This window comes from Marininema mesophilum (assembly GCF_900106775.1).
Lineage (GTDB): Bacteria > Bacillota > Bacilli > Thermoactinomycetales > DSM-45169 > Marininema > Marininema mesophilum.
Map to the genome: position 1 here is coordinate 98769 of NZ_FNNQ01000012.1, position 24719 is coordinate 123487.

General features: G+C 43.7%; 24 protein-coding genes and 1 tRNA gene. 18 read left to right on the forward strand and 7 right to left on the reverse strand.

The features are described from left to right. Positions 1-17: 17 nt before the first annotated feature. The gene (locus BLV90_RS12105) at positions 18-233 is read right to left on the reverse strand and encodes a hypothetical protein (RefSeq protein WP_091741314.1); all 216 of its coding nucleotides are present in this window, start codon (positions 231-233) and stop codon (positions 18-20) included. Positions 234-455: 222 nt separating this feature from the next. Between BLV90_RS12105 and BLV90_RS12110 the strand changes: the two genes are divergently transcribed. The 13 genes from BLV90_RS12110 to BLV90_RS12170 all read left to right on the forward strand — a co-directional run bounded on the left by BLV90_RS12110 (position 456) and on the right by BLV90_RS12170 (position 10446). Then, positions 456-1061: a TetR/AcrR family transcriptional regulator gene (locus BLV90_RS12110; RefSeq protein ID WP_091741317.1), complete on the forward strand. Its 606-nt coding sequence runs from the start codon at positions 456-458 to the stop codon at positions 1059-1061. Between the two features lie 13 nt (positions 1062-1074). Next, on the forward strand, positions 1075-1992 hold the full coding sequence (paaA, locus tag BLV90_RS12115; RefSeq protein ID WP_245726352.1) for a 1,2-phenylacetyl-CoA epoxidase subunit PaaA: 918 nt from the start codon (positions 1075-1077) through the stop codon (positions 1990-1992). A 15-nt stretch (positions 1993-2007) separates the two neighbouring features. After that, on the forward strand, positions 2008-2394 hold the full coding sequence (locus BLV90_RS12120) for a phenylacetic acid degradation protein (RefSeq protein WP_091741320.1): 387 nt from the start codon (positions 2008-2010) through the stop codon (positions 2392-2394). A 14-nt stretch (positions 2395-2408) separates the two neighbouring features. Then, on the forward strand, positions 2409-3203 hold the full coding sequence (gene paaC / locus BLV90_RS12125; RefSeq protein ID WP_091741324.1) for a 1,2-phenylacetyl-CoA epoxidase subunit PaaC: 795 nt from the start codon (positions 2409-2411) through the stop codon (positions 3201-3203). A 13-nt stretch (positions 3204-3216) separates the two neighbouring features. Beyond that, on the forward strand, positions 3217-3699 hold the full coding sequence (gene paaD / locus BLV90_RS12130; protein ID WP_245726350.1) for a 1,2-phenylacetyl-CoA epoxidase subunit PaaD: 483 nt from the start codon (positions 3217-3219) through the stop codon (positions 3697-3699). Between the two features lie 56 nt (positions 3700-3755). Beyond that, positions 3756-5090: a phenylacetate--CoA ligase family protein gene (locus BLV90_RS12135; protein ID WP_091741326.1), complete on the forward strand. Its 1335-nt coding sequence runs from the start codon at positions 3756-3758 to the stop codon at positions 5088-5090. A gap of 105 nt (positions 5091-5195) precedes the next feature. Continuing rightward, positions 5196-5507, forward strand: a complete 312-nt coding sequence (locus BLV90_RS12140; protein ID WP_091741328.1) for an EthD family reductase — start codon at positions 5196-5198, stop codon at positions 5505-5507. A 2-nt stretch (positions 5508-5509) separates the two neighbouring features. Continuing rightward, on the forward strand, positions 5510-6367 hold the full coding sequence (locus BLV90_RS12145; protein WP_091741331.1) for a 3-hydroxyacyl-CoA dehydrogenase family protein: 858 nt from the start codon (positions 5510-5512) through the stop codon (positions 6365-6367). Next, complete coding sequence (locus BLV90_RS12150; protein WP_091741334.1) at positions 6357-7112, forward strand: 3-hydroxyacyl-CoA dehydrogenase family protein; 756 nt, start codon at positions 6357-6359, stop codon at positions 7110-7112. The genes BLV90_RS12145 and BLV90_RS12150 overlap by 11 nt, the downstream gene beginning before the upstream one ends. Next, positions 7105-8313, forward strand: a complete 1209-nt coding sequence (locus BLV90_RS12155) for a thiolase family protein (protein ID WP_091741337.1) — start codon at positions 7105-7107, stop codon at positions 8311-8313. Before BLV90_RS12150 ends, BLV90_RS12155 begins: the two co-directional genes overlap by 8 nt. A 14-nt stretch (positions 8314-8327) precedes the next feature. Continuing rightward, positions 8328-8720: a thioesterase family protein gene (locus BLV90_RS12160; protein ID WP_091741340.1), complete on the forward strand. Its 393-nt coding sequence runs from the start codon at positions 8328-8330 to the stop codon at positions 8718-8720. 146 nt (positions 8721-8866) lie between these two features. Beyond that, positions 8867-9364: a BsuPI-related putative proteinase inhibitor gene (locus BLV90_RS12165; RefSeq protein ID WP_091741343.1), complete on the forward strand. Its 498-nt coding sequence runs from the start codon at positions 8867-8869 to the stop codon at positions 9362-9364. Positions 9365-9465: 101 nt separating this feature from the next. Continuing rightward, on the forward strand, positions 9466-10446 hold the full coding sequence (locus BLV90_RS12170; protein ID WP_091741346.1) for an ABC transporter substrate-binding protein: 981 nt from the start codon (positions 9466-9468) through the stop codon (positions 10444-10446). A gap of 67 nt (positions 10447-10513) precedes the next feature. On the opposite strand, the gene BLV90_RS12175 is transcribed toward BLV90_RS12170, so the two are convergent. The 5 genes from BLV90_RS12175 to BLV90_RS12195 form a co-directional block, all read right to left on the reverse strand. Further along, on the reverse strand, positions 10514-10846 hold the full coding sequence (locus BLV90_RS12175; protein WP_091741349.1) for a hypothetical protein: 333 nt from the start codon (positions 10844-10846) through the stop codon (positions 10514-10516). A 127-nt stretch (positions 10847-10973) separates the two neighbouring features. Next, entirely contained in the window at positions 10974-12359 is a 1386-nt protein-coding gene (locus tag BLV90_RS12180) for an MDR family MFS transporter (protein ID WP_425433892.1), read from the reverse strand. Between the two features lie 350 nt (positions 12360-12709). After that, on the reverse strand, positions 12710-13126 hold the full coding sequence (locus BLV90_RS12185) for an Ohr family peroxiredoxin (protein WP_091741354.1): 417 nt from the start codon (positions 13124-13126) through the stop codon (positions 12710-12712). A gap of 219 nt (positions 13127-13345) precedes the next feature. After that, positions 13346-14521, reverse strand: coding sequence for an MFS transporter (locus tag BLV90_RS12190; protein ID WP_425433889.1), 1176 nt, complete (start codon positions 14519-14521; stop codon positions 13346-13348). 162 nt (positions 14522-14683) lie between these two features. Beyond that, positions 14684-15211 carry an NAD(P)H-dependent oxidoreductase gene (locus BLV90_RS12195; protein ID WP_091741357.1) on the reverse strand — a complete coding sequence of 176 codons (528 nt, stop codon included), beginning with the start codon at positions 15209-15211 and terminating at the stop codon, positions 14684-14686. Between the two features lie 792 nt (positions 15212-16003). On the opposite strand from BLV90_RS12195, the gene BLV90_RS12200 reads away from it, so the two are divergent. Further along, positions 16004-16396, forward strand: a complete 393-nt coding sequence (locus BLV90_RS12200; protein ID WP_091741360.1) for a DUF2283 domain-containing protein — start codon at positions 16004-16006, stop codon at positions 16394-16396. A gap of 224 nt (positions 16397-16620) precedes the next feature. Here the strand turns inward: BLV90_RS12200 and hmpA are convergent, their stop codons facing one another. Continuing rightward, positions 16621-17838, reverse strand: a complete 1218-nt coding sequence (gene hmpA / locus BLV90_RS12205; RefSeq protein ID WP_091741363.1) for an NO-inducible flavohemoprotein — start codon at positions 17836-17838, stop codon at positions 16621-16623. Positions 17839-18198: 360 nt separating this feature from the next. Here hmpA and BLV90_RS12210 point away from each other — a divergent pair, with 360 nt between their 5' ends. The 4 genes from BLV90_RS12210 to BLV90_RS12225 all read left to right on the forward strand — a co-directional run bounded on the left by BLV90_RS12210 (position 18199) and on the right by BLV90_RS12225 (position 24598). After that, complete coding sequence (locus tag BLV90_RS12210) at positions 18199-18441, forward strand: hypothetical protein (RefSeq protein ID WP_091741366.1); 243 nt, start codon at positions 18199-18201, stop codon at positions 18439-18441. Continuing rightward, complete coding sequence (locus BLV90_RS12215; RefSeq protein WP_091741369.1) at positions 18441-18707, forward strand: dCTP deaminase/dUTPase family protein; 267 nt, start codon at positions 18441-18443, stop codon at positions 18705-18707. Before BLV90_RS12210 ends, BLV90_RS12215 begins: the two co-directional genes overlap by 1 nt. Positions 18708-19866: 1159 nt before the next feature. Beyond that, positions 19867-19951 (forward strand) — tRNA-Leu (locus BLV90_RS12220). A gap of 339 nt (positions 19952-20290) precedes the next feature. After that, positions 20291-24598 carry an AAA domain-containing protein gene (locus BLV90_RS12225; protein WP_177168041.1) on the forward strand — a complete coding sequence of 1436 codons (4308 nt, stop codon included), beginning with the start codon at positions 20291-20293 and terminating at the stop codon, positions 24596-24598. The last annotated feature ends 121 nt before the right edge of the window (positions 24599-24719 follow it).

The following is a 24719-nucleotide window of genomic DNA, read 5'->3' on the forward strand; positions in this document are numbered from 1 at the left end:
TATTCTTGTTAATAACGTTAAGTGGAAGTGATAGGAGTCCGACGCGTTTTGATGGAAACGTTTTCATTTTTACCTTTATTATTTGGTGGTGCTTTTACTTGCCATTGGGCTTCCGCTTCCAGGGCAACCTGTTGACGATGTTCGGCGAGCACGGCACGACCCAGGAAGAACGCCATGAAGGTGAAGAAGAGAAGGTAGATTACGACACCAAAGAGGATGAGTGAGCCAGGCATCTGCAACACCCTTTCTGCAGGAGTAGTGAACATTCATTGATCAACAGGTGAACATTTCGTGACATCGTGGTTGTATTTCTACCTTAACAGATTCGATAGGGGTTGACAATCCCTTATTTACCAAATTAAAAATTGATTCGGATCATTGACAAGGATGCGTTTTTTTCTATATGCTGAAGGCAAGCAAGCGCTTGTTTTTTGGTGTAGAAAAGGGGAGTAGTGATGCCTAGGGTTGGACGAAAGGAACAAATATTAGAAAAGGCAAGTGGCCTCTTTAGTAGGAAGGGATATCATGCGACAACGATTAGAGACATCTCTGAAGCGAGTGGTATCTTGTCTGGTAGTCTGTATGCCCATATCCAATCCAAGGAGGATCTTCTCTTTGAGATTACAGACCGAGGAGCAGAACACTTCCTGCAATCGGTTCGTCCGATTGTAGAAGGGGAAGGAGATGTAGTCACCAAATTACGAAAAGCAATGATAGCTCATGTGCGTGTGATTGCGGATCATCTGGAAGCAGCCACGGTTTTTTTTCATGAGTGGAGATCCTTGACGAATGAACGAAGTGCTTGCATTCAGAGAAAACGAGATAAATATGAAGGGCTGTGGTCGCAACTATTGGAAGAAGGGATGAGAGAGGGAAGTTTTCGATCACTCGATGAGAAGTTTACGCGCCTCTTAATCTTGTCTGCGATGAACGGTCTTTATCAATGGTATCAACCAGCAGGTGAATTGACTCCAGAGGAAGTGGCAGAACGATTTGCGACAATCTTATTGACAGGATTGGATTATCGGGAGGAGGTAGCCGGTCGTGAGCATAGCGGATAAAGAGATCCGGTTTATGGAACGGATCAAAGCGGGATATAAGATAGAAGCGACGGACTGGATGCCAGATGAGTATCGGAAACTCCTATTGAAGCTCATTCATATGCATGGAATCAGCGAGATTATGGGTGCTTTGCCTGAGAAAGAATGGGTGCCAAAAGCACCGACATTGAAACGGAAATTGGCGATTATGGCCAAGGTTCAAGATGAGATGGGTCATGGTCAATTGTTGCTTCGCGTAGCAGAGGATTTAGCTGCACCCTTTGGACGAACGCGTGAGGATTTGGTCACAGATGTGATCCATGGGCGAGTTAAATTTCATAATGTTTTTCATATGGAAGCACCTACCTGGGCGGATGCTGGAATCATTGGTTGGTTGGTAGATGGGGCAGCGATCATCAATCAAGCCGCACTCCTTCATACTTCATATGGTCCTTATGCTCGGGTACTAAAACGAATCTGTGCGGAGGAGAGCTTTCATATGCAACACGGAGAAAGCATTATCCTAACTCTAGCAGGGGGAACAGATGATCAGCGGCAGATGCTCCAGGATGCACTAAATCGCTGGTGGGAATCTCTACTCTTCTTTTTTGGTCCTGTGGAGGTAACGGCTTCTGCTCAGCGGATGATTGATTATGGAATCCGTACCAAAACCAATGAAGAGCTTAGGCAACAGTTTTTTACCAAATATGTGCCTCGAATTCGATCTCTTGGACTGGAAGTACCTGATCCGAAACTCTCCTATGATGAGGAGGCGAAACGTTGGATATGGACAGAACCCGACTGGGAGAAATTCGGAAGGGTTGTGAAGGAGAATCAGGGGCCAAAGTCTCAGCAACGAGTGGATTTACGTCGGTTTGCCCATGAAGAGCAACAATGGGTCCGGGAAGCCATGTTACGCTCACGCAAAAAAACGGTTTCGATGATTGTGTGAGAGGGGGTGCGGAAGATGAAGGAACATGATGTGCCGGAAGAGTATGAAGTTTTCGAGGTTTTTGTACAAAAAACCCAAGCGGATTTTCATACTCATGTTGGAAGTATAGTGGCTCCCTCGCCAGACGTAGCTCTAATGAATGCCCGGGAGAATTTTTTGCGTCGGGAATCCGGTGTAAATTTGTGGGTTGTCCCTCGTCAGTGTGTAACGGCAACTCCCTATGATACAGATGTGGATTGGTTCGCGAGAGAAATGGATCGGAAGTATCGCGAAGCAGGTGGTTACCCTGAGAATGGCCGCTTATGGAAGATGTATAAGGAACGTGTGTTGCATTTGGATGAAATCGTAGAAGACTTACATGGCGAAAAAGATAAACGCAAAAATGAAAGCGCTTCCAGTTGATCGGGGGTGATGAGATGCATGGGAAGCTGGTGGATATGGTTTTGACGAATTCGATTGATCGAAGGGCACTAGCGGATCTACTGTTTCAATTGGCAGACGATGAGCTATGTATCGGGCATCGGGATTCTGAATGGCTAGGACTGGCACCGGATATTGAAGAGGATGTTGCTTTTAGTTCCATTGCTCAGGATGAAGTAGGCCATGCTACATTTTACTATGAGCTATTGGCAGAGCTGAGTGATTGCAGTGCAGATGCCCTCGCCTTTGCGCGACCGGCTAATGAGCGGCGAAATGCGCTGCTGACGGAGAGGGAAAATGGAGATTGGGCACATACGATTGTTCGCCACTTTTTCTATGATACCTTTGATGCCCTGCGCTTAGAAGCTTTAGCCGATTCAGAATATCGTCCATTATCAGAAGGAGTAGCGAAAATCCGCCGTGAAGAACGGTACCATCTGCTTCATCTGCATCTTTGGTTTGTAAGGTTGGGTGGGGCGGGAGGAGAAGCGCGTAAACGAATGGAATTTGCCATTGATCAATTGTGGTCGGATGTGGGAGGTCTCTTTTCCTGGGGAGCTTGGGAAGAGGAGCTACTGACGAAAAAGATTATCCCAGTTAGTTCTTTTGAATTACAGCATCGATGGCAGGAGCGTGTTCGGCCAGTATTTGCTGAAGCAGGTATACCTTGGATTGAGGACTTACAGCAACCTGAGAAGGATGGGCGTGTTGGCGAGCACTCTCCTGAAATGGATCGATTACTTCTGGATTTATCCTCTGTGTACAATTTGGATCCAGCCGCTCAATGGTAAGGGAGGGATAGCGATGACAGTGATGATTCATGATCCTGACCTCATCGAAGCACTTCAGGATGTGAAGGATCCTGAGATTCCAGCGGTGAGCATCGTCGAACTGGGGATTGTGAACCTTGCAGAGCGAAGAGGTGAAGAGGCCTACGTAGAGTTAACCCCAACCTTTGTGGGCTGTCCTGCGCTGGATATGATCCGCTCCGAGGTAGAAAAGCGACTAGCTAAAGTGGATAAAGTGGAGAAGGTATCCGTGCAGGTTGTGATGAATCCTCCATGGACTAGTGATCGGATTACGCAAGAAGGAAGAAAAAAATTGACGGAGTTTGGTATTGCTCCTCCGCTTCAGGACATGGAAGAGCTACACCATCGGGTTCCAGCCTGTCCCTACTGTGGAGAGGTGGAGGGGGATGTGCACAACCTTTTTGGTCCTACTGCATGCCGTGCGATCTATTATTGCCGTCGTTGTAAAGAACCCTTTGAAGGCATGAAGCCAGCCTAATCGAGTTGCATGAGCATGTGTTTGTCCATTCTCGAGGGATAGAGGGGGGAGTCAACATGTTTCAACGAGAACTAGAGACACTGTCGCGGAAAGATTTAGTCAGGCTACAGGAAGATCGGTTACGTGAAACAGTGGAGCGTGTGTGGCATCGCGTTCCCTTTTATCGAGAGAAATTGGAATCGACGGGTGTTCATCCTACATCCCTTCGTGGGTTGGAGGATCTTCACCGTTTGCCCTTTACTTACAAAAAGGACCTGCGGGATCAGTATCCCTTTGGTCTTTTTGCCGTTGATCGTCAGGATGTAGTGCGTATCCATGCCTCCTCGGGCACGAGAGGAAAACCGACGGTAGTGGGTTACACAAGAAGGGATATTACATGCTGGGCAGAGGTATGTGCTCGCGCAATTGCAATTGCTGGGGGGCGCCCGGGTGATGTGTTTCACAATGCTTATGGCTACGGTTTATTTACGGGTGGCTTAGGAATGCATTATGGTGCGGAATTGCTAGGAGCGGTGACGGTACCTGTATCAGGGGGGAATCGTTCTCGTCAAATTACTCTAATCCACGATTTTGCACCAAGAGGGGTTGCAGGGACGCCTTCTTTTCTGCTTAGTCTGGCAGAAATGATGATGGCAGAAGGGGTAGACCCTTTAGATACATCCATCGAATATGGCATTTTTGGTGCCGAGCCCTGGTCAGAGGAAATGAGACAAGCTCTGGAAGGGATTTGGGGGATCGATGCCCTCGATATTTATGGATTATCGGAGGTGATCGGTCCAGGAGTCTCCATGGAATGCCGTGAAGGGAAAAATGGACTTCACATTGCGGAAGACCACTTTCTACCTGAGATAGTTGATCCAAACACAGGTGAACCATTGTCTGATGGACAAGAAGGAGAACTCGTTTTCACTTCGTTGACGAAAGAGGCATTTCCGATTCTTCGTTATCGTACAGGGGACATTGCTAGTCTGACGAGGGAGGCGTGCCGATGTGGGCGAACACATGCGAGGATGTCTCGGATTAAAGGACGTATCGACGATATGTTAATTATCCGTGGGGTCAATGTATTTCCCTCTGAGATCGAACCGGTGGTACTTGGGATGAAGGAATTTGCCCCCCATTATCGACTCTTAGTCAATCGTGTGGATACCCTTGACGCTCTTACCCTGGAAGTGGAGGTGAACCCAGAGTTTTTTGGAACGAAGGGCGGAAGTCATTTTGATCCAACTGATGATGAGAGTCACCGACTGAGTGCGAACCTGCGTCAGCGTTTAAAGGAGATTTTGGGAGTGACCACGGAGATTAATCTCATGGAACCTGGGACTCTTCCTCGAAGCGAAGGAAAGGCCGTACGGGTGATAGACCAACGAGACGCTATGTTGAGGAGGTAGAGGCGAATAATGAAGTCGTAAGACATGAATTCTTACAGGATGACTAACCGAAGAAGCATCCACAATGGATGTAAATTCTATCTATGAATAAAGGGGAGATCCAATATGGTGAAATTAGTAGCATTGTACAAGCATCCTGAGGCTAGAGAAGATTTCGATAAGCATTATGAAGAGACACACACACCCTTAGTGGAGAAAATGCCTGGACTGAAAAAGTTGGAAGTGACACGGATGCAGTCAGCCCCGATGGGAGGAGATGCCAAGTACTATATGGAGGCGGCAATGTATTTTGAAGATCGGGCAGCCTTGGATGCTGCGATGGGCTCTCCTGAGGGGCGTGCCGCTGCTAAAGATGTGATGGATTTTGCAGGTCCACTGGTGACGATGATGATCGGTGAAGTTGCTCGGGAGAGTTGATTATGAAAGCAGGACAGATATGCGCCGTCCTAGGAGCAGGAACGATGGGTGGGGGTATTGCCCAGTTTCTTGCTACCGCAGGATGCGAAACCTTTCTCTATGATATCGATGAAGAGCCCCTCGTAAAAGGGCTAGAGTCTATCCGCGCCCGCCTGTTACGCCTGGAGGAGAAGAAAAAACTGAGTCGGGAAGCGCGGGAGAGTGTTATAGCACGTATCCATCCTGTGACGGATCTCTCTAGTTTATCTCATGTGACGTGTGTGATTGAAGCAGTAGTAGAACGTTTAGAAGTAAAGCGAGAGCTTTTCGCAGGAGTAGAAAAGGTAGTAGACGACCAGGCGTGGCTTGCGACCAATACCTCCTCTTTATCTGTAACGGAAATCGCAACGGTTCTTCATCGTCCGGAACGAATGATGGGTCTCCACTTTTTTAATCCAGCGATGATCATGCCGCTAGTCGAAGTAGTATCTGGGGAACGGACCGATGAGAAGGTAGCGAAGCAAGCGGCAGAGTGGATGAGTAATCTGGGTAAAGAAGCGGTCATGGTGAAGGACACTCCGGGGTTCTTGGTCAATCGTGTGGCTCGTCCTTTTCATAACGAAGCTTATCGAATCGTTGGAGATGGTGTAGCTGAAAAAAGTCAAGTGGATCGTATTCTTAGAGAAGCAGGCTTTCCGATGGGGCCCTTTGAATTGCAGGATCTAATCGGCATTGACATCAATTATGCTGCCTCAGTGGCTGTTTATGAAGGCAATTTCCAAGATCCACGCTTTCGGCCTCATCCTGCGCAACGGAAGCTAGTGGAAAGTGGTGCACTCGGTCGAAAATCTGGAAGGGGGCATTACACCTATGATGAATGAAGTACTGTTGATAGGGGAAGCCCCCTTGGCTGAGGAAGTCCATCAATTTTTCCGAAACAAAAAGGTGAAGGTTCGTACCCTTTCTGAGGTGCCCCCCTATGAAAATGGCAGGGTAGTTGCTGTAATGGATGTAACAGCTGGCCCCCTTGAATCAAAAATCACGGATCTACAAATGGCGGAACGCTTGGTAGCTTCGGAGGTACCGATCTTCACATCAACCCTTGCTTACTGTGCGACTCGCTTGGCAGCAAATTTAGAACATCCCGAACGGCTTTCAGGATTTTCTCCCTTGTTGTTACAGGAATCAGGCGTTCTAGAAATTAGCCAACCTTTACAGGCAGAGGATGCCCCTGTTTGGGAGAAAGGAGTTCACCTCTGGGAGTCCTGGGGAAAGCGAGTGGAGATTCTTGGTGATGAGCCTGGACTGGTCTTTCCTCGTACTTGGGCCCTTATGGTGAACGAAGCCGCTTGGCTATTGACGGAACGCGGGGCGGAGAGCCGAGACATTGACCGAGCGATGAAACAAGGGACCCGTCATCCCTTTGGGCCGCTGGAGTGGGCGGATCGAATTGGGATTGATCAAGTATTGTGGATTCTAAAGGGTCTTTTTGAAGAATTGGGAGAGGATCGTTATCGCCCTGCTCCACTTCTAAGGCGGATGGTATACGCGAATCGGTTAGGGCGAAGGGCAGGTCGTGGATTTTATCAGTATGAAAAGATGGAAGTAGGTAAAGGACATGCGTGAAGCTGTGATCGTCGATGCTGTTCGTACACCAATTGGTCGATTTCAAGGAGCACTAGTTGATGTGCGTCCGGATGATTTAGCGGCAGGAGTGATTCGTGCACTATTGGATCGGAACCCAAAGATGGTTCACAGTCGGATCGAAGATGTGATGCTTGGATGTGTCAATCAAGCTGGGGAAGATAATCGGAATGTTGCCCGGATGGCGGGATTGTTAGCAGGCCTTCCTGTGGAAGTGGCTGGAGTGACGGTTAATCGACTCTGTGCTTCTGGTCTGGAGGCGGTCAATCAGGCGACAGCGTCCCTCTTGATGGGAAGTGGTGATTTTTTCATCGCTGGCGGAGTGGAGAGCATGTCCCGTTCTCCCCTGGTGATGATGAAACCTGGAGGAAGCCAGTCTCGGGGAGACCATACGCTAGTGGATACAACCCTTGGTTGGCGTTTTATCAACCCCCAGTTGGCCGCTATTCATTACCCATATAGTATGGGAGAGACTGCGGAGAATGTAGCTACCAAGTATAATGTTTCTCGAGGGGAACAGGATGCGTTTGCCTTAACAAGCCAACTCCGAGCCGCCCGTGCCTGGGAAGAGGAACGCTTTGCTGATGAAATCGTTCCGGTGACACGGCTTCAACGGAAAGGCGCCCCGGTTGTCATCCAACGGGATGAGCATCTACGTCCAGGTACCACGCTAGAGAAACTGGCCACTCTCGCCCCAGCTTTTCGCAAAGAAGGAACCGTGACTGCGGGCAATTCTTCCGGTATCAACGATGGTGCCGCAGCTTTACTGATTGCTGAAAAGGAACAGGCAGAGTCGGCTGGGATGAAACCGATGGCACGCGTTCACGCTGTTGCTGTATCCGGTTGTGATCCAGCATACATGGGGATCGGTCCAGTCTTAGCCGTACGTAAATTGTTGGCTCGGACAGGTCTTTCTGTTCAGGACATGGATCTAGTTGAGCTAAATGAAGCCTTCGCTGCTCAAGGGATCGCTTGTATGAAGGAGTTGGGCCTGGATCCCGAAAAGGTGAATGTCAACGGTGGAGCTATCGCTCTAGGGCATCCATTGGGTGCTAGTGGAGCCCGTATTCTTACCACCTTGGTGCATGAGCTAATTCGGCGGCAGGGCCGCTGGGGGCTCGCTACAATGTGTGTTGGGGTAGGACAGGGGATGGCTGTATTGGTTGAGAATATGCGAAAGTAAAAGGGAGGAGTCCAATGAAACAAGGACTTCAACCAGGAAGACAAGAGCAGATGGAGGTAACTGTCACCTCTGAAATGACGGCTTCCTTCGGTGGAGTAGAAATTCACCCTGTTTTATCTACAGTGACCATGGTTTACTACATGGAATGGACGGGCCGCAACATCCTTCTTCCCTTTTTAGAAGAAGGAGAGGAAGGAGTAGGTGGTGCGATCACGCTTCACCATCGTGCTCCAGCTCCCTTAGGTAAGATCGTTACTTTTACAGCGGAAGTAATCGAGGTTAGCGCAAGTCGTGTTATCTGTCAGGTAAAAGCAGAGCATGATAAAGCTCTCGTCGGCGAAGGAACTTTTCAACAGGTGATCTTACCTGTGGAGAAGTTGTACCGACGAATTGAAGAGATGAAATGAAAAAAGACGTAAAAGCTTCCGGGCTTTTACGTCTTTTTTTTGTGCAATGGTCCTAGAAAATTTTTTACTTCTCCAGGTCGATCTGTTGATAACCCGTCATAATGGCCGAACTACGCAGAATTCAATGAAGTAAGGGGGTCTTACTCATGAAAGAATATCAGTGGATTACATGGTGGTCAGGTGGTTTATTGATAACTGTCCTGATTTTGATTTGGGGAGGGTATTTCAATAAAAAAGAGGCTCCTTCCCACCAATTCCATCCTGTGCAACTGGATTTGGGACTGCAGGTGAAGGAGACAAGAGGGGTTACACAGTTTCAATGGGGAATTGTAAATGGCGGGAAAGAGCAGACTAAGTTAATATTTGGTTCTGGTCAACGGACGAAATTGACGGTGACTGACCCAAATGGAAATATAGTATATCGTTGGCCAACTCCATCCTCTAAGGATAAAGGAGAGTCAATTTTACTGCTAAAGCCAGGGGATCATTTGAGATGGTCAGCTGAGTGGGAACCTTCGCTAAAAAGTAGGGCTGTGAAGGCAGGGAAGTATACCGTAACCGTAGAGGTATTACTAGCTGAGGTGAATGGACAGTCTGTCGAGAAAGGTTTACTTCGGAAACAAAAAAGTTGGACCTTTCAATAACCAAAAGAAATCATTGACAGGCTCACCCATCAGCGCTATGATATCGATGATATTGAAAATCATTATCAATAATTATTCTCAATAATAGGGAGAGAAACATCATGTTTAGGAAACCGATACATAACAAGCTACGGTTCATGATTAGCGGCCTCCTATCCGCAGCATTGCTTGTAACTGCAGGCTGTGGTGCACAGGTGGGGAATAAAGAGTCCCAGAATAAAGGGAAAACCACCGTTGTCAAACACGCGATGGGTGAGACAAAGGTTAAGGGTAAACCAAAACGCGTCGTTGTTCTGACCAATGAAGGTTTAGAAGCACTACTTTCCGTTGGAGTAAAACCAGTCGGTGCTGTACGTGCGTTCTCTGGTGGTGGTACTTGGTACCCACATTTGGAGAAGAAGATGAAAGGGGTTAAGGATGTAGGTTTAGAATCACAGCCAAACCTTGAGGCAATCGCTGCTCTTAAACCTGACCTGATCATCGGTAACAAGATTCGTCAAGAAAAAGTATATAATCAACTATCTGCTATTGCTCCTACCGTCTTTGCCGAGCAACTAAGTGGAGATTGGCAAGACAACTTGAAACTGTATACTACAGCTGTGGGCAAGAAGGATGAAGGGAAAAAAGTGATTTCTGACTTTGATAAGCGAGTAAAAAGCATCAAAGCCAACCTGAAAAAAGAAGGCAAACAAGACACGAAAGTATCTGTGGTTCGTTTCCTTCCTGGTCAAACTCGTATTTACTATAAAGATTCCTTCCCTGGTGTAATTTTGGACCAAGTGGGCCTCAAACGACCCAAAACCCAAGAAAAAAATGAATTTGCAAAAGAAGTTACCAAGGAACGGATTCCAGATATGGATGGGGACGCTCTCTTCTACTTCACATACCAAGAAACAGGTAAAGGTAAAGAAGGTAGCGAGATTGAAAAAGAGTGGACACAAGATGGTCAATGGAAGAAACTGGATGCAGTGAAGAACAAACGGGCATATAAAGTAGATGATATCATCTGGACCACAGCAGGTGGAGTAGAAGCAGCAAATCTGCTACTCGATGATATTGAAAAATACCTATTGAAAAAGTAAGAAAATAAAAGGTGAAGAATTAAAAAACGATCCAGGTGTTATTAACCTGGATCGTTTTTTAATTAAACTAATCTCGATTCTTTTTTAAAATATTCATGGATTCGATCTGTTGTTTTGTCTCTGGAGTGCCGAGGCGGTGGATATGTTCATATATGGAGGTTAACGTTTCATCATAGCCACCGTTTTCATGACTAGGTTGATCATGGAGATAGGGGGTGTGAGCGCTCCAAAAACTAGCCAAATCCTTATTGGCTTGATTACTAAGTAGACTGCTCAATTCCTGAGCTTCTTCCTCTGTCGCTTCAATCTCGAAGTCATACCGAGAAGAACCCTTCTCCTGAAGAAGAGCACCTGCACTTTCACCAGAATGGATGGCCACATAGTAGGATCGCTTGCTCAAAGGACTCCCTCCTTCAGATTCCCTAGCTATTTTTCCCTATGGATGTAAATTCATTCGATGAGATCTATGAACCTTGTTTCTCAACAAATAGAGGCCTGAAATTGGCCCCCTTCTGTTGAGAAAATATTTAATTCTGGTCAAAATCTGGTGCAATTGATTTTTTGATAAATAGTGCAACAATGAAAGCGATGCTACATAAGGCGAATGCAAACCAATAGGCATAATGTACACCATGCGTCATTGCTTCATCCACCAACTTCTCAGTAACGGGTTCTGATTTCCCTTCTCCGAAGGATTCCCTACCATAACTCATAATATTTACTAATACCGAAACGCCTAATGCACCTCCAAACGGTTGTAATGTATTCGCAATCGCTGTCCCATGAGGATATAAATTCTTTGGCAATTCATTTAATGCATTGGTTTCGGCTGGCATCGCTATTGCAGAAATAGAGATCATTAATGCGATATTGGCAATGATGAACGTCCAAATGGGCAACGAAGGAGAAATGTTACTGAAGAAAAACATCACGCCTACTAATACGAAGGCTCCAGGGATGAACAGCCTCCTGGGTCCAAACTTATCAAATAATGATCCCATAACTGGTGATAGCAGACCGTGTAGTAACGCTCCGGGTAGAAGCAATAAGCCGGTGATTTTTGCAGAATAGCCAAGGGGTCCTTGTAAATACATGGGCAACACAATCTCGGAAGCAAGCATTATCATAATGATAATGACATAAAGACTCATACTTTTTGAATAACTTTTATAGGTGAATACACGGACGTCCAATAAAGGTTCATCCAACTTCAATTGACGGAGTACGAATAACAATAAGCTGATCAAACCAATCAAAATAACAGAAATGCTCGAGATGGACATAAACCCTTCCGGATCTTTTCCTGCACTGCTAAATCCGTAAATAGTTCCGCCGATCCCGATTGTTGATAAAAGGATCGATAGGATATCCACACGAGGACGTGTGACCTCTCCAACGTTCTGCAAGAACCTCAAAGCAAATAGCATGGAAAAGATCGCAAAAGGAATAACGATGATAAATAACCATCGCCAGCCTAACAGGTCAACGATTACCCCTGATAGAGTAGGCCCGATTGCAGGAGCAAACATGATAACCAACCCAAATGTCCCCATCGCTTTTCCACGAACTTCAGGTCGATAAATAAGCAGTAAAGTATTCATAACGATAGGGATCAATAATCCCGTACCGACTGCTTGTATCATACGCCCGGCTAATAACATGGGAAAGTTTACTGCACAAGCAGCAATCAATGTTCCCAGTAAAAAAACGGTCATCACGCCTATAAATAGTTGTCTTGTTGTGAACCATTGAATGAATACGGCTGAAATAGGCATTAAAATACCCATCACAAGCATAAATCCAGTTGTCAACCATTGGATGGTCGTAGCATCAACATTAAATACAACCATTAACTTAGTTAAGGCAACACTCAACAAGGTTTCATTCAATATAGTGAAAAATGCCCCGATCATAAAAGTGATTAAAATAGCCTTAGCATTGATTTTTGCTTTCAAAAAGTACCTCCAATATTTCATCATAATATTATGATATTTGACAATTAAAGTACGATATTACCCAAGAGTGATGATCACACAGTTTTTATTATACTAATGATACGTTGTTTTTTCACATTCCATAAAATGCAAAAATTAGATCCACGGAGAGCGATCTCATAATTTTAATTGTAGTCGAAAAACACGGATGGGTGATTTATCGGTCTTTTTTTGACCTCTGAGAGGGGACGACCTTAAAAATAATAAAAAGACTAAAACCTGAGTATCTGCTCTGAGACATAGGTTTTAGTCCTTATGGAGTTATGTGCTCAAATTACTTCAAGCTCTACTTCTATATTTCCACGCGTGGCATTAGAGTATGGGCATATTTGATCGGCAGCTTTAGCCAGCTTTTCCGCTGTTTCACGGTCAACATCGGGGATCTTGACTTGCAATTTAGCGGCGAGACTATAACCACCTTTGCTATTTTCACCGATGGAGACATTGGCAGTAACTTCAGGGTATCCTGCATTTACGCCCTCTTTTTGAATTACTATACCTAGACAAGTATTGAAGTCAGTGGCAAAGCCTGCTGCAAATAGTTGTTCTGCATTCGTAGCATGTCCACCTGGGCCACCCATTTCCTTTGCCTTACGTACATCGAGATCGATTACACCATCTTTAGAGGCAATTTTAGCTTCTGGGCCACCTTGAGAGGTTACAGCAGTTGTAAAAAGGGGTTTCATAACAGTTCCTCCTTATAATTTTAATAATATCCTCCCTTGATATGGAGAGTTTTAGTCACACATTGACATAATATTCATTATCATCCAGTGCAATTTATTCGTTCGCGAATCAATTGTGCAAAATACATTCCATTGCCTATAGGAAGGGATTCCAAAGTAAACCAATGAGATGTACCGATAACGAAGCTCTTCGTAAGCTATGAATGGAGAATGATGTTTTCAATCGTGATCTTGTATCAAGAAGGAAGGACGTAAAGTTAAAAATATCAAAACAATGCTTAGAAGTGCCATCATGAAAAAAACCTGTTGATGACTGTGTGAAAAATCACGTATGATGCCTCCGAAAATAGGAATGAATCCACCTATAATATATCCTCCTGACTGCATCATCGCAGACCACGCACTCGCATCTTCCGATGTTTTTGTTTCATTCAATGGAAACATAAGGGATAACGGAAATATACCACCAAGCCCAATTCCCATTAAAACGGGAGAGACCCATGGTGTAGCTAGTGGGTAAATCATAAAAGACAACCCTAATAGTACAAAACATATACTTCCTAATAACCAAAATGTTTGATTCTTATAATAATCCGCTAAGGTTGGTATTAAAAAGCTAGATACCATTTGAATCAAAGTTAAGACGGTAATAAGTGTTCCAGCTTGCTGGCTACTTGCCCCTGAACTTTGCATTGCTGGAGCAAACCAAGTGATAAAAGAATAATAAATACCTGATTGTAATCCAAAAAAGACGGTATACAACCATGCTTTCTTATTTTTTAACGGCAATATCGTGGCGTTTTTTCTACCGTGGTGTTTTTCAGTACCCTTATCTTGGTTTATCACGAAATACCAGAAAATAAGAGCAACAATAGTAAGCACACTCCAAGATGCGAGTGCCGTATTCCAAGTCTCTTCTAATACATGTTGCAGAGGGATAGTTAATCCTGCACTTAAGGCAGCGCCTGCTACCATTCCGAACGTATTTACTCCAACCATCAAACCTATCTTAGTAGGAAATCTCTCCTTAATAAATCCAGATAACAATGGATTTGCAAGACCAATCCCAATACCGATAAATAGAGCACTAGTTAGCAATGTGGAAACTGAATAGGTAAAAGCTCTCATAAATGTTGTGACTCCAATTAGAATGAGACAAGCGACAATTGCCCTTTCCACTCCCCATAGCCTGATCACTTTACCTGTAAGTAAAGCGAATACACCCATACAAAAGACAGGTATAGCTGTCAGGAAACTAACGGTGAAGTTGCTCATATTTAAGTCCTCACGAATGGTCTCTAATATAGGTGAGATCGATGTGATTCCTATACGTAAATTAATAGCGGCGAAAAATAACGCCAATATATATAAGTGAGTTCGTTTTATTATTTTCAAATCTATAAACTCCCTACCAAGGTTCAAAAAGCCTTTTTTCTCTTCTAGACTATTGGATAGTGGACAAACCCTGAAAGAGACAGATAAATGATCGGTCTCTTTTCTATCTGGGTTATCATCCAATTACTTCTGTATTTTTCTTATTGATCTTCCAGTATTTTTTCAATGGGGAAATGGAACATATTTATAATTTTTTATATAATCGATATGCTGTTGCGCGTATTCTTTTAACTCATGTTTTGTTAAATCTCTGGTACCATGTATTACAAATGAGGGTAAGAAAATACCTTGGCACCTTGTGATCGTTGCTTGAAGAGGAAGAATATATTCGCTAATGGTATGCCAATTATATGCCCCAGCTTGATATCCTTCCATGCTTCCGCCAGTTGTAATGGTTGAGATAAATTCTTTTCCTGCAAGCTTATTTCCCCCCTCACCAAAAGCCCAGCCCGGTGTTAAAATTTCTTCAAACCACTTCTTCAGTACAGCAGGCACACTATACCAATAAAATGGGAATTGTAAAACGATGCGATCATATTTCTCTAGTAATTCTTGCTCTTTTTTTACGTTTATTTCCCAATTCAAATAATGAATATCGATTTCTGGATGGTTTTTTAATTCATCTACTAAGATACGATTTGCATTAGACTGTGTTAAATTCGGGTGTGCAACAATGACAAGAGTTTTCATGGTTATCTACCTTTCGATATGAACTTATATTTTAGAGTCTGATGCTTTGAGGAGTATATTTCGAGTGCAGGTGCGATTATCTACAAGTAAAAGATATTTTAGTAAATTGGAATAAAATACTATTGGCCCTCATGTGCCTTCTTTTTACCAAGTATAATCACAGTCCAGATTCATCATTATTATCCTCCTATTTGGAATCAACATTCACTACAATACTTTCCTGTAACGTCGTGCGAAATTAATGTAATTATAAACATTACATTTGCGGATATCAAGGGCAAATAAGGTTTTCTAATGTTTCAATTTTTGGCAATTAATTTGTCTGAACATTGTGATTTATAGTGGAGGCAAAACTATAGAAAGCAGGGGATTAATTGATTAATAATGTGATTTGGGAAGGCTGGAAGACTAGTTGTTATTTATTCTTTAAAAAAATAGTGTATATAAAGCCGAACATACAAACTATTGAAGTTATTATTAATAGAACAAAGTATATTATAATTATTTCCTGCCCAATCGTTTTAGCTATATTAGGGATAATGTAAAACAGGAGTCAATTAGAATAATCCAATTAGACATGCCCCATACACTGGGGTTATTCGGTTTCCATATCGATAAGAAAGTAATGAAGGAAATATTTAGTTATAATAGAAGTATTAGTATGGTGAGTGGAGAATCATCGACATAGCCCAGTGAGTCTATTAGGTAGTAAAACATAGATATCCCCCTTGTTTAGAATCTGAGCAATTGGCTTTCCCATATTAAGTACCCCTGTCATTTTGACAGAGTTTAATAACATATGATAATCAAGCAGAGTTGGCATATGTTCATTTAGTATCTAATAACCGAAATATCAAGGTGAAAAATACCGATGAATTAGAAGAGAATTCTGACCTCAATTTAGATTTTGATGCATCCGGAAAAGTGATAGGAATTGAATTTTTTGGTTTTACTGCTCTTAAATTTAGAGATATGAATAATGTAAAAAAGATATATACCAAAAATCAGTCGGATAAGGGTATAATATATTCTTTTCGTCTAGCTGATATCAAACCAAAGAAATCAGTTCAGGTGAATGGACTTGTGCTGTATTTCAAGGGAGAAGAATTTGAGGACTTTGTTGGGTTAGATATCACAGATGTGAATCTCTATGGTCGAGAAATACTGGATTCACTAACTATATGAGGAGATATAAGCCACCACTTTGATTCATCTATTAGAGGAACAGATTCGAACTAAAACCCTACATAATTAGGAACGAGAATAGCTTTGTATCCATAACCAGAAAAGGGTCAAGTTTTCATGTTTCCAACTATCAGTATATGCTTGTCCTGTTGCTTACAACTGAAAAAACCCTAACTGCTATTAGCATAGGGGTTTTCAGTCCTAGCACATATTTTTTGGATAGGTTATTCCTTCCCTAAAATAGCCACTGGGCTAAATGATTCGTAATGAATATGCTCCGTAGGTATTCCCCATTCCTTCAAGGACTTAATAATGGCCTCCATAAATGGCACAGAGCCACAAAGATAAAAATCAGCATCCCTGGTTGATACACTGGATTTTAGAAAATCCAGATCAATATACCCTTCCTTATCAAAATTCCCTTCCTGTTTATCTTCGGTGGTAGGGGAATCATAACAAACAAATGATTTTAAGTTCTTATGATTGTTTTCTAGCTTTTTTACATCATCTTTAAAAGGGTGGTACTGACTATTCCGAGCTGCGTGTATAAATGTCACTTGGCGATTGGGTTGCTCGGACACCACTGCATTTAGCATACTTATAACAGGAGTAATTCCAATGCCACCACTAATCAAGATAACGGGTGTGCTGTTGTTATCCAGTACGAAGTCTCCTGCCGGGGCAGAAAAGGGCAGCGTATCTCCATTTTGAATCTGGATATGCAAATAATTTGAGATCATTCCCTCAGGGGTGTTCTGATGTTCTTCTCGTTTAACACTAATTCGATAATAATCTTTCCCTGGAGATTCAGAAAGACTGTAATGGCGAATATGTGTATATTTCTCACCAGGAATTTCAGCCTTAATCGTAAGATACTGTCCGGGTTTGTGTGCAGCAATTACTTTTTCATCTTTGGGTTTTAAATAAAATGAAGTAACATCTTCGCTTTCTTTTACCTTTTTATCTACATAAAAATCTCTATATCCTTTCCATCCTCCAGGTTGGTGTTCAGTCTCTTCATAAAGCTTTTTTTCTAAGTTTATAAACGCATCCGCAATATATCCGTATGCTTTGCCCCAAGCATCAATGATTTCATCAGTAGCAGTGTCTCCCAATACATCCTTTACGGCTTGCAGTAATGTTTCGCCTACCACAGGGTATTGTTCCGCTTTTATTCCAATCGCTCGATGTTTCTGAGCTATTCTCTCAATGACTGGCTTGATTGCATCGAGATTTGTAATATGTTCTCCTGCTGCATACACTGCATATCCCAAAGCTTCTTGTTGGAGGCCCCTTTTCTGGTTGGTTTGATTGAAGATATTATATAAATCAGGAGCCTTTTCAAACAATAGTTTATAAAATCTTTCTCCAATTTCTTTGCTATGTTCCTTTAAAACAGGAGCAGTTGATTGAACAATACTAATTGTTTTTTCATCCAGCATATTAATCATCCTTTCATACGTTTAGGACTTTATTCTCAAGTTCTTCTTCACTGTGTTCCACTGAAAAAAGCATAAATAACTACAGAGTGCCAAACAGATCTGTAACGCTTTCATTTCCTTCGGCTTAGATTTTACCAAAGCCAACGTTAAGAAATCTATATATCGGAGAAATAAGATCTGGAGTGGCGGAACTGGCAGACGCGCACGACTCAAAATCCAAGTTCAAAAAGTATATAATTAATTGTATACATAATGCGGAATTTCTCTTCTGGAAGGATGAGAAATCCCGTTTTGATAGTATGCGCATCTACATCGGGGTCTGTACGGCAACAGTGAACTATATCCCGGAGGTGTTGAGAAGTGGGACGAAGACGTAACAGTTTAGCGATGGATGTCAGCCCTAAGTATGTGGATGAGGAGTTAATGGACGACTGGGAAATCGCTCGTGATACGTTTTTCGTGATTGCCGAGTTAGAAATTTATAAAGAGCGATTGACCAGACCTGCAAATCCGCATGAGATCAGGAATCGCAATAAATACCCCACTTCGATTTACCGAACGGAGTTGGTATTGACAGTGACTATCATGGAGCAGTGTTTGTGATGTTGGAGAATACTACTGTTTCTAAAGAAGAAAATGGTGATTTACCATTGTCCCAGTTTGCACTGACAATAGAAGGTGAACGAATTGAACTAAAGGAGACAATAGAGGGGACATATGTCATTCGTAAAGGTGATAGAATAGCTCAGGGTATTATTACACCCGCATTGCGCTCAAATTTCGAAGAAGTACAGATGTTGAATGGGACAGAACGGGAGCAAGGTGGTTTCGGAAGTTGGTTGGGTATTTTGGCTACTTGGTCGTCATAGTTTTTACGGTAATAAGTCTCCTTTTTTTATGTATTCATATACTGCTATTATTGCTAAAATAATGATAATAATTAACCCTATAAATGAACCAATAGGTTTCATGAGCTCATCTCCTTAGTACTATCTATTTTCCTTTTTCGCTTCCATAGAGGGTCTAGATACTCTATCGCGCTATATAGTACTGAATACAAAAAAGTTAAGGTTAGCATTCCGTATAGAGAAATTTGGATATCATCTATAACTTCTGTCGCTCCGTATAATAAAAATTATAATATAGGTGGCAATTGAATGTCTAATAATAAAATTCATTCAATCATCTCCCGATATTTTTTTAAAAGCAAATCATTATATAACACAAAAATAGAAATTTCAAACATATTTTTCGTAATAACTTAATAATTAATAATAATGGTAAAAAATTTTTTAAGTGTAAATATTAATTATGTAGAGGTTTAGTTTCTAGGGAATATATCAAAGAAGACGTTAAGGTGTTTCTAGAGGCAATGAATGGCGCATATGGTCGATTTTGTGAGTAGGAGGTCACCGAAGATACGTGGCATACTCTTCCAAATGCCGCGACGTTGATATGAGTGGAGTTTGAACAACATTCAATCATTATTAATTAAAACGATTAAATATAAGTTGCTGAATTGCGATGTATTAGCGCGTTGGTGGCGAGTACATGGCGATAAAGGGCGCCCCCCCAGGCGAGGGGGAGAAATGGTGTGGGACATAATTTAATTTTTATTTTGCAAACACAAAATTAATTGATCTAACAACCAATACGCTGAAGAAAATACAAGAGATGAAAAGTAAATATGGATATTACTATAAGTATTTATAATAAAGGTGTCAATATGTACATTTTACCCTCTCAGCTATAAAAGGTATATAGATCAGCTTATTTATCCAATGCGTTCCCAGTCCATGAAATAGCATTCCGCAAACATCGATAACAATATAGCACGAATCGACAATTTAAATCGTTGACTTTAATTGTCGATTCGTGCTATATTGTTTCTTGTCAGTTGCGCACTATTCAAGAAGTGAACGACAGATGATCGTACGCTGGTGATTCTTGAAAACCGAATAGTCCGTTACGTTGCGAATAGTACACATCCTAACGGACTGAGAAATCCTTTTTGGACTGGCCTAACGAGCCAAAGTGGCGGAACTGGCAGACGCGCACGACTCAAAATCGTGTTCCTTCGGGAGTGTGGGTTCGATTCCCACCTTTGGTACCAAAGATTTGAAAAGCAAAGAATCCTCAATAGTCGTGAGGATTCTTTGCTTTTTGTGTTTAGGATGAGATGCTTGATTGATTATCGATTCATCGGGTATTTGATAGGGAAGATGTGTGTGAAGAGAGGTTCTAGTGGGACAATTGCTTTAAAATTTGGAATTATTTTTCTAGATGAAGCCTTTGAAAGGTGAGATATAGTGAAGGATTCCAGTTTGTTTTTGCAGGTTAGAGGAGAGAATTCTCTCTTCCTTAGAGTGGAGTTTAGCCAGGGGATTTTTGTTCATCTTTGTCGAAGAGGTTGGATGGAGCAATCACCCAGTGAAACGTTGGAGAAAGGATGATGTACGTGACTGCTAACCCTCAACAACTTTTTAACTATCTTCTTGCTATTAAACAAATGGAGCATCGATCCATTCGCCATATAAAAAATTATGAAGAATACCGATATCTCGATGATTTACCCCAGGGGGAGGGGTGCTGGCTTTTTGGTAAGGGAAGCGATACGGAGGCCTGGATGGAGGTGGGGTGGCTTGAGATTGAGAAGATTCCTGAAACCGATCCACTTTTTATCCAGTGGTTAAAGGGAGATCCTACTACCGAATCAACTCTCCCGCAAGTTTATGAAGAGATGGAGGTTACGGATCAGATAGAGGGAGCAACGAATGTTAAAAAGGTTCGATTTGAAGAAGATAGCGCGCGCGTCTCTGCCTACGCTGATTGGCTCAGCCATTGGAAAGAATGGTCACAGGAGTCCAAGAGACGCAGAGCGATTCAGGGAATCTACGATAAGCTCTATTCTATACATAATCAGTTGGAACGTGGGGACGAAGTCTATGAGGTTTCCTTGGGACATGGGTTGTTGAGATGGGATCATCCCAAAGAGTCTATTGCTCATCCATTATTGGTTACGCCGCTAGAGATTTTCTATGATGCAAGCAAAGCGAGCTTCATCTTAAAGCCAACTCAAAAAGAAACACGGGTGGATGTTGACCTTCTACAAGGCCTTGACCTACCCCATGAAAAGGAGCTCCTCTCGCAAATCAATCAGGGTCAAGCAAAGGCGTCCGTTGATCCAAGGGATGAGTCTGAAGCTCATCTTTTGTATCAGGAGATTGCTTGCTCATTACACCCCGAAGGGAAGTTTCAGCCAGAGAGTACGCTAGTAAAGGGTACGGAACACCCTGTGATCCTGGATCGTCCGGTCTGGTTTATTCGCAAACGTATTGGAAAGTTGTGGATTGAGGAGTTTAACCGGACCATTCAAGCGTTGGATGATGGGTTAACAGTACCTGTACCGATTCAATCCTTGTTGCAAACAGAGGTAATCCACCCAAACGATGAGGAACAGGAGGCGTGGGCTCCTATTGCAGAGGAACTTTACTTTCCTTTGCCAACGAACGAAGAGCAGCGGGGAGTCGTCCGGAAATTATCTCAAAGACATGGGGTAGTGGTACAAGGTCCGCCGGGTACAGGGAAGAGTCATACGATCGCCAATCTTATCTCCCACCTATTGGCCCATGGGAAAAAAGTGCTGGTCACCAGTCAAAAAGAGCCAGCCCTGCGCGTCCTTGCAGATAAGATTCCAGCGGAAATCCGGAGCCTGTGTGTTTCTGTGCTCGGCGGAGATTCGCAATCGTTACGAGAAGTGGAGGCATCCATCGAATCGATTTCCCAGCAGATGGATTCCGTGGATACAAATCGATTGGCAGAACAAATTCAGCGCAATCGTCAGAAACTACGCACCCTACGAGATCGAATGGCAAAGGGGAAAGCCGAATTACATCGTTCCGCTAGTCGCAATCACGAGCCGATTGAGTGGAAAGGCGAGCAATGGAAGCCAATGGATGCTGCTCGCCTATTAACTGCTGAAGAAAAGAAAGATGGATGGTTTCCTGACGAGGTGACAGGGAATCCACCGATCAAAGATGCTGATCTTGCTCGATTGTGGCGCCTAGCGGCAACACTTCCGCGAGAGGCACCTGAAGTAGCTCGCTATCGTTTACCTGAGAAAGAGAAGTTACTTTCCCCTGCCATCTTTGAGGAGCGTTTGAAAGAGGGGGAGGAGCTAAAACGGAAGGCGGAGATATCCCAAGGGCTACTCAATCGTTACCCGGTGCTTCGGGATCAGGTGGAGTGTCGAGGTTTTTCCAAGTTATTGGATCCTGTGCTACAGCAAAAAGGGATGTTAGAAACCTTATGGCTTCGTGGTGTGGTAGAAGATGCACTGGCTGGAGGGGAGCGTCAACGGGTCTGGTCAGATCTAGTTGTTTCTATCCAGGGAGGGGTAAGTGAGCTTGCTACCCTATATGACCGTTTGGCAGAGCATGCGTTGGAGTTACCAGATATACCCCTGGTTGAATTAAAAGAGGATTTAAAGTCGATAAGGGGGCGGTTGACTTCAGGTAAAGGTCTAGGAAAGATGTATTTTATGACGTCTGGCCGCAAGCTCCGATATCTTCTAGATGAGACCCTAGTAGATGGAAGGGGAATCCGTACCCCTGAGGATATCGAACTCCTACAGGATTTGGTGACTTATCGAGAAAAAAGGGAACGCTTGGTGCACAAGTGGAACATGGTCGTCAATGAAGTGGATGGACCAACTCTTCATGTGGATGAGATACGCCTTATCCCTCAGTTGGATGATCATCGAAGGTTGATTGAAAAAGCCAGGGGCTTTGCAGATTCACTCACTCCATTACGGGAATGGGTAGAGCAAAAATTTGCGACACGTTCGTATTCCTGGAGCAATCCTGGATTGCTCGAGGAATGGGCCAATGCTGCGGGTGCGGCGTTACGTGATTACCGCTGGAAGGAGTGGCTAAACGCTTACGAAAAGGAAGCGGAAGCTTGGTTAGCACTCTCTAGAACCATTGGCTCTCACCCGATATGTGACCTATTGGCAGAAGCATGGAGAAGTTGTGATGTGGAAGAGTGGTATGAGGCACACGGTGAAGCGGAGCGCTTGATCGATATTCAGGATCGGTTCAATGAGTTGACGAGGATGATTCGTCCATTGGAAGAAGCGGCTCCGATCTGGACGCGTCGCATATTGGAGCGGTTAGGGAATCCGGGCCCTTATCCAGAGCGGTGGAAGGAAGCATGGCATTGGAAGCGGGTCCATACACAATTGAAGCAGATCCACGAACTCGATCCGGCCCAAATTCAAAGGGATATTCATGAAGCAGAGAAAATGGAGCGTCGAGTGATTCAAGAGATCGTCGCAGATTCCGCATGGCGGGAACAGCTTCTTCGCATTACTGAACAGGAGCGTCGCTCTCTTCATGCGTGGAAGCAGAAAATCAAACGTATTGGAAAAGGGACAGGGAAGTATGCGGATAAGTATCGCCGGGAAGCGAGAGAGGAGATGGAGCAATGCCAATCCGCTATTCCTGTATGGGTTATGCCCATTCATCGAGTCATTGAAAATCTAAGCCTCACCAACGAACGTTTTGATGTGGTGATCGTCGATGAGAGTAGTCAGTGTGACTTATTCTTTTTAGCTGCATTGATGCGCGCAGATAGAGCGGTAGTGGTTGGAGATGATCAGCAGATCAGTCCTCAATCTATAGGCACGAACCAAGAAGTGGTCCGCGCTTTAATGACGGATTATTTAGAGGGGCTCCCCCAATCCTCTAGCCTAGATACGCTGACTTCGTTATACGATATTGCCATACGTGTTTTTGGTGGACATCTGATGCTAAGAGAGCATTTTCGTAGTGTGCCAGAGATTGTCCAGTTTTCCAATGAACTTAGTTATCATGGGGAGATTGTTCCACTGCGTATACCGACGATCCATGAACAAATGAGCCCCCCAGTTCTTGCACAGCGAATTCAGGGACGACGCGATCCCCTTGTGGAAATAAATAGGATGGAAGCAGAGGCGATAGTAGCGGATATAGCTCGGATGGTGGAGGACCCTGTGTTCAAGGGTCAAAGTATGGGAGTAATCACCCTTCTTGGCCAGAAGCAGGCCCCTCTCATTGAACAGAAACTGCGAGAGACCATCGGGGAAGAAGAGATGGTCAAGCGGAAAATCCAATGCGGCGATGCTTACACCTTCCAAGGAGATGAACGGGATATCATCTTTCTGTCGATGGTTATCGCTGATAATGTTCGGTATATGCCATTAACCAAGGTAGACGCAAGGCAACGGCTCAATGTGGCGGTCAGCCGTGCACGTAACCAGCTTCGGCTGTATCATTCTGTGGACTTAGCGCAACTACATCCAAAGGATTTCCGTCATACCCTTCTAAAATATTGCCTAGATCCCAAGCTTGTTCAAGAGAAAAGAGAGGATAACCCATCCCGCTGTGAATCGGATTTGGAGCGTGATGTTCTAGAAATGGTGATGGCAAAGGGTTATCGTGTAAGGCCTCAAGTACAAGTAGGTCATGAACGGTATTGCATTGATCTAGTCATCGAGGGTGAGTTTACTCGATTAGCAGTAGAATGTGATGGCGATCAGTGGCACGGGATGGATACATGGGAGTATGATATGATCCGCCAGAAAACCTTGGAGCGGGCAGGCTGGACCTTCTGGAGAATCCGTGGAAGTCAGTTTTATCGTAATCCTGATGAGGCGATGGCACCATTGTGGGAGAAATTGCAGGAGATGGGGATCGAACAGGAACTGATGTATCAACATTAAAAAAGTAGCCCTTCGGGTTAACAACCTGGTATTGACCCCGTCAAGTAGACAATAGAAAAAGAACCTTATTAAGCGGCGATCTTTTCTCGGTATTCCACGGGGGAAAGGTCGCCGAATTTTT

Bases quoted from the DNA above. Each gene is read 5' to 3' on its own strand.
- BLV90_RS12105 (WP_091741314.1), bottom strand. From the start codon at position 233: ATGCCTGGCTCACTCATCCTCTTTGGTGTCGTAATCTACCTTCTCTTC.
- BLV90_RS12110 (WP_091741317.1), top strand. From the start codon at position 456: ATGCCTAGGGTTGGACGAAAGGAACAAATATTAGAAAAGGCAAGTGGC.
- paaA (WP_245726352.1), top strand. From the start codon at position 1,075: ATGGAACGGATCAAAGCGGGATATAAGATAGAAGCGACGGACTGGATG.
- BLV90_RS12120 (WP_091741320.1), top strand. From the start codon at position 2,008: ATGAAGGAACATGATGTGCCGGAAGAGTATGAAGTTTTCGAGGTTTTT.
- paaC (WP_091741324.1), top strand. From the start codon at position 2,409: ATGCATGGGAAGCTGGTGGATATGGTTTTGACGAATTCGATTGATCGA.
- paaD (WP_245726350.1), top strand. From the start codon at position 3,217: ATGACAGTGATGATTCATGATCCTGACCTCATCGAAGCACTTCAGGAT.
- BLV90_RS12135 (WP_091741326.1), top strand. From the start codon at position 3,756: ATGTTTCAACGAGAACTAGAGACACTGTCGCGGAAAGATTTAGTCAGG.
- BLV90_RS12140 (WP_091741328.1), top strand. From the start codon at position 5,196: ATGGTGAAATTAGTAGCATTGTACAAGCATCCTGAGGCTAGAGAAGAT.
- BLV90_RS12145 (WP_091741331.1), top strand. From the start codon at position 5,510: ATGAAAGCAGGACAGATATGCGCCGTCCTAGGAGCAGGAACGATGGGT.
- BLV90_RS12150 (WP_091741334.1), top strand. From the start codon at position 6,357: ATGATGAATGAAGTACTGTTGATAGGGGAAGCCCCCTTGGCTGAGGAA.
- BLV90_RS12155 (WP_091741337.1), top strand. From the start codon at position 7,105: ATGCGTGAAGCTGTGATCGTCGATGCTGTTCGTACACCAATTGGTCGA.
- BLV90_RS12160 (WP_091741340.1), top strand. From the start codon at position 8,328: ATGAAACAAGGACTTCAACCAGGAAGACAAGAGCAGATGGAGGTAACT.
- BLV90_RS12165 (WP_091741343.1), top strand. From the start codon at position 8,867: ATGAAAGAATATCAGTGGATTACATGGTGGTCAGGTGGTTTATTGATA.
- BLV90_RS12170 (WP_091741346.1), top strand. From the start codon at position 9,466: ATGTTTAGGAAACCGATACATAACAAGCTACGGTTCATGATTAGCGGC.
- BLV90_RS12180 (WP_425433892.1), bottom strand. From the start codon at position 12,359: ATGATCGGGGCATTTTTCACTATATTGAATGAAACCTTGTTGAGTGTT.
- BLV90_RS12185 (WP_091741354.1), bottom strand. From the start codon at position 13,126: ATGAAACCCCTTTTTACAACTGCTGTAACCTCTCAAGGTGGCCCAGAA.
- BLV90_RS12195 (WP_091741357.1), bottom strand. From the start codon at position 15,211: ATGAAAACTCTTGTCATTGTTGCACACCCGAATTTAACACAGTCTAAT.
- hmpA (WP_091741363.1), bottom strand. From the start codon at position 17,838: ATGCTGGATGAAAAAACAATTAGTATTGTTCAATCAACTGCTCCTGTT.
- BLV90_RS12215 (WP_091741369.1), top strand. From the start codon at position 18,441: ATGTTGGAGAATACTACTGTTTCTAAAGAAGAAAATGGTGATTTACCA.
- BLV90_RS12225 (WP_177168041.1), top strand. From the start codon at position 20,291: ATGTACGTGACTGCTAACCCTCAACAACTTTTTAACTATCTTCTTGCT.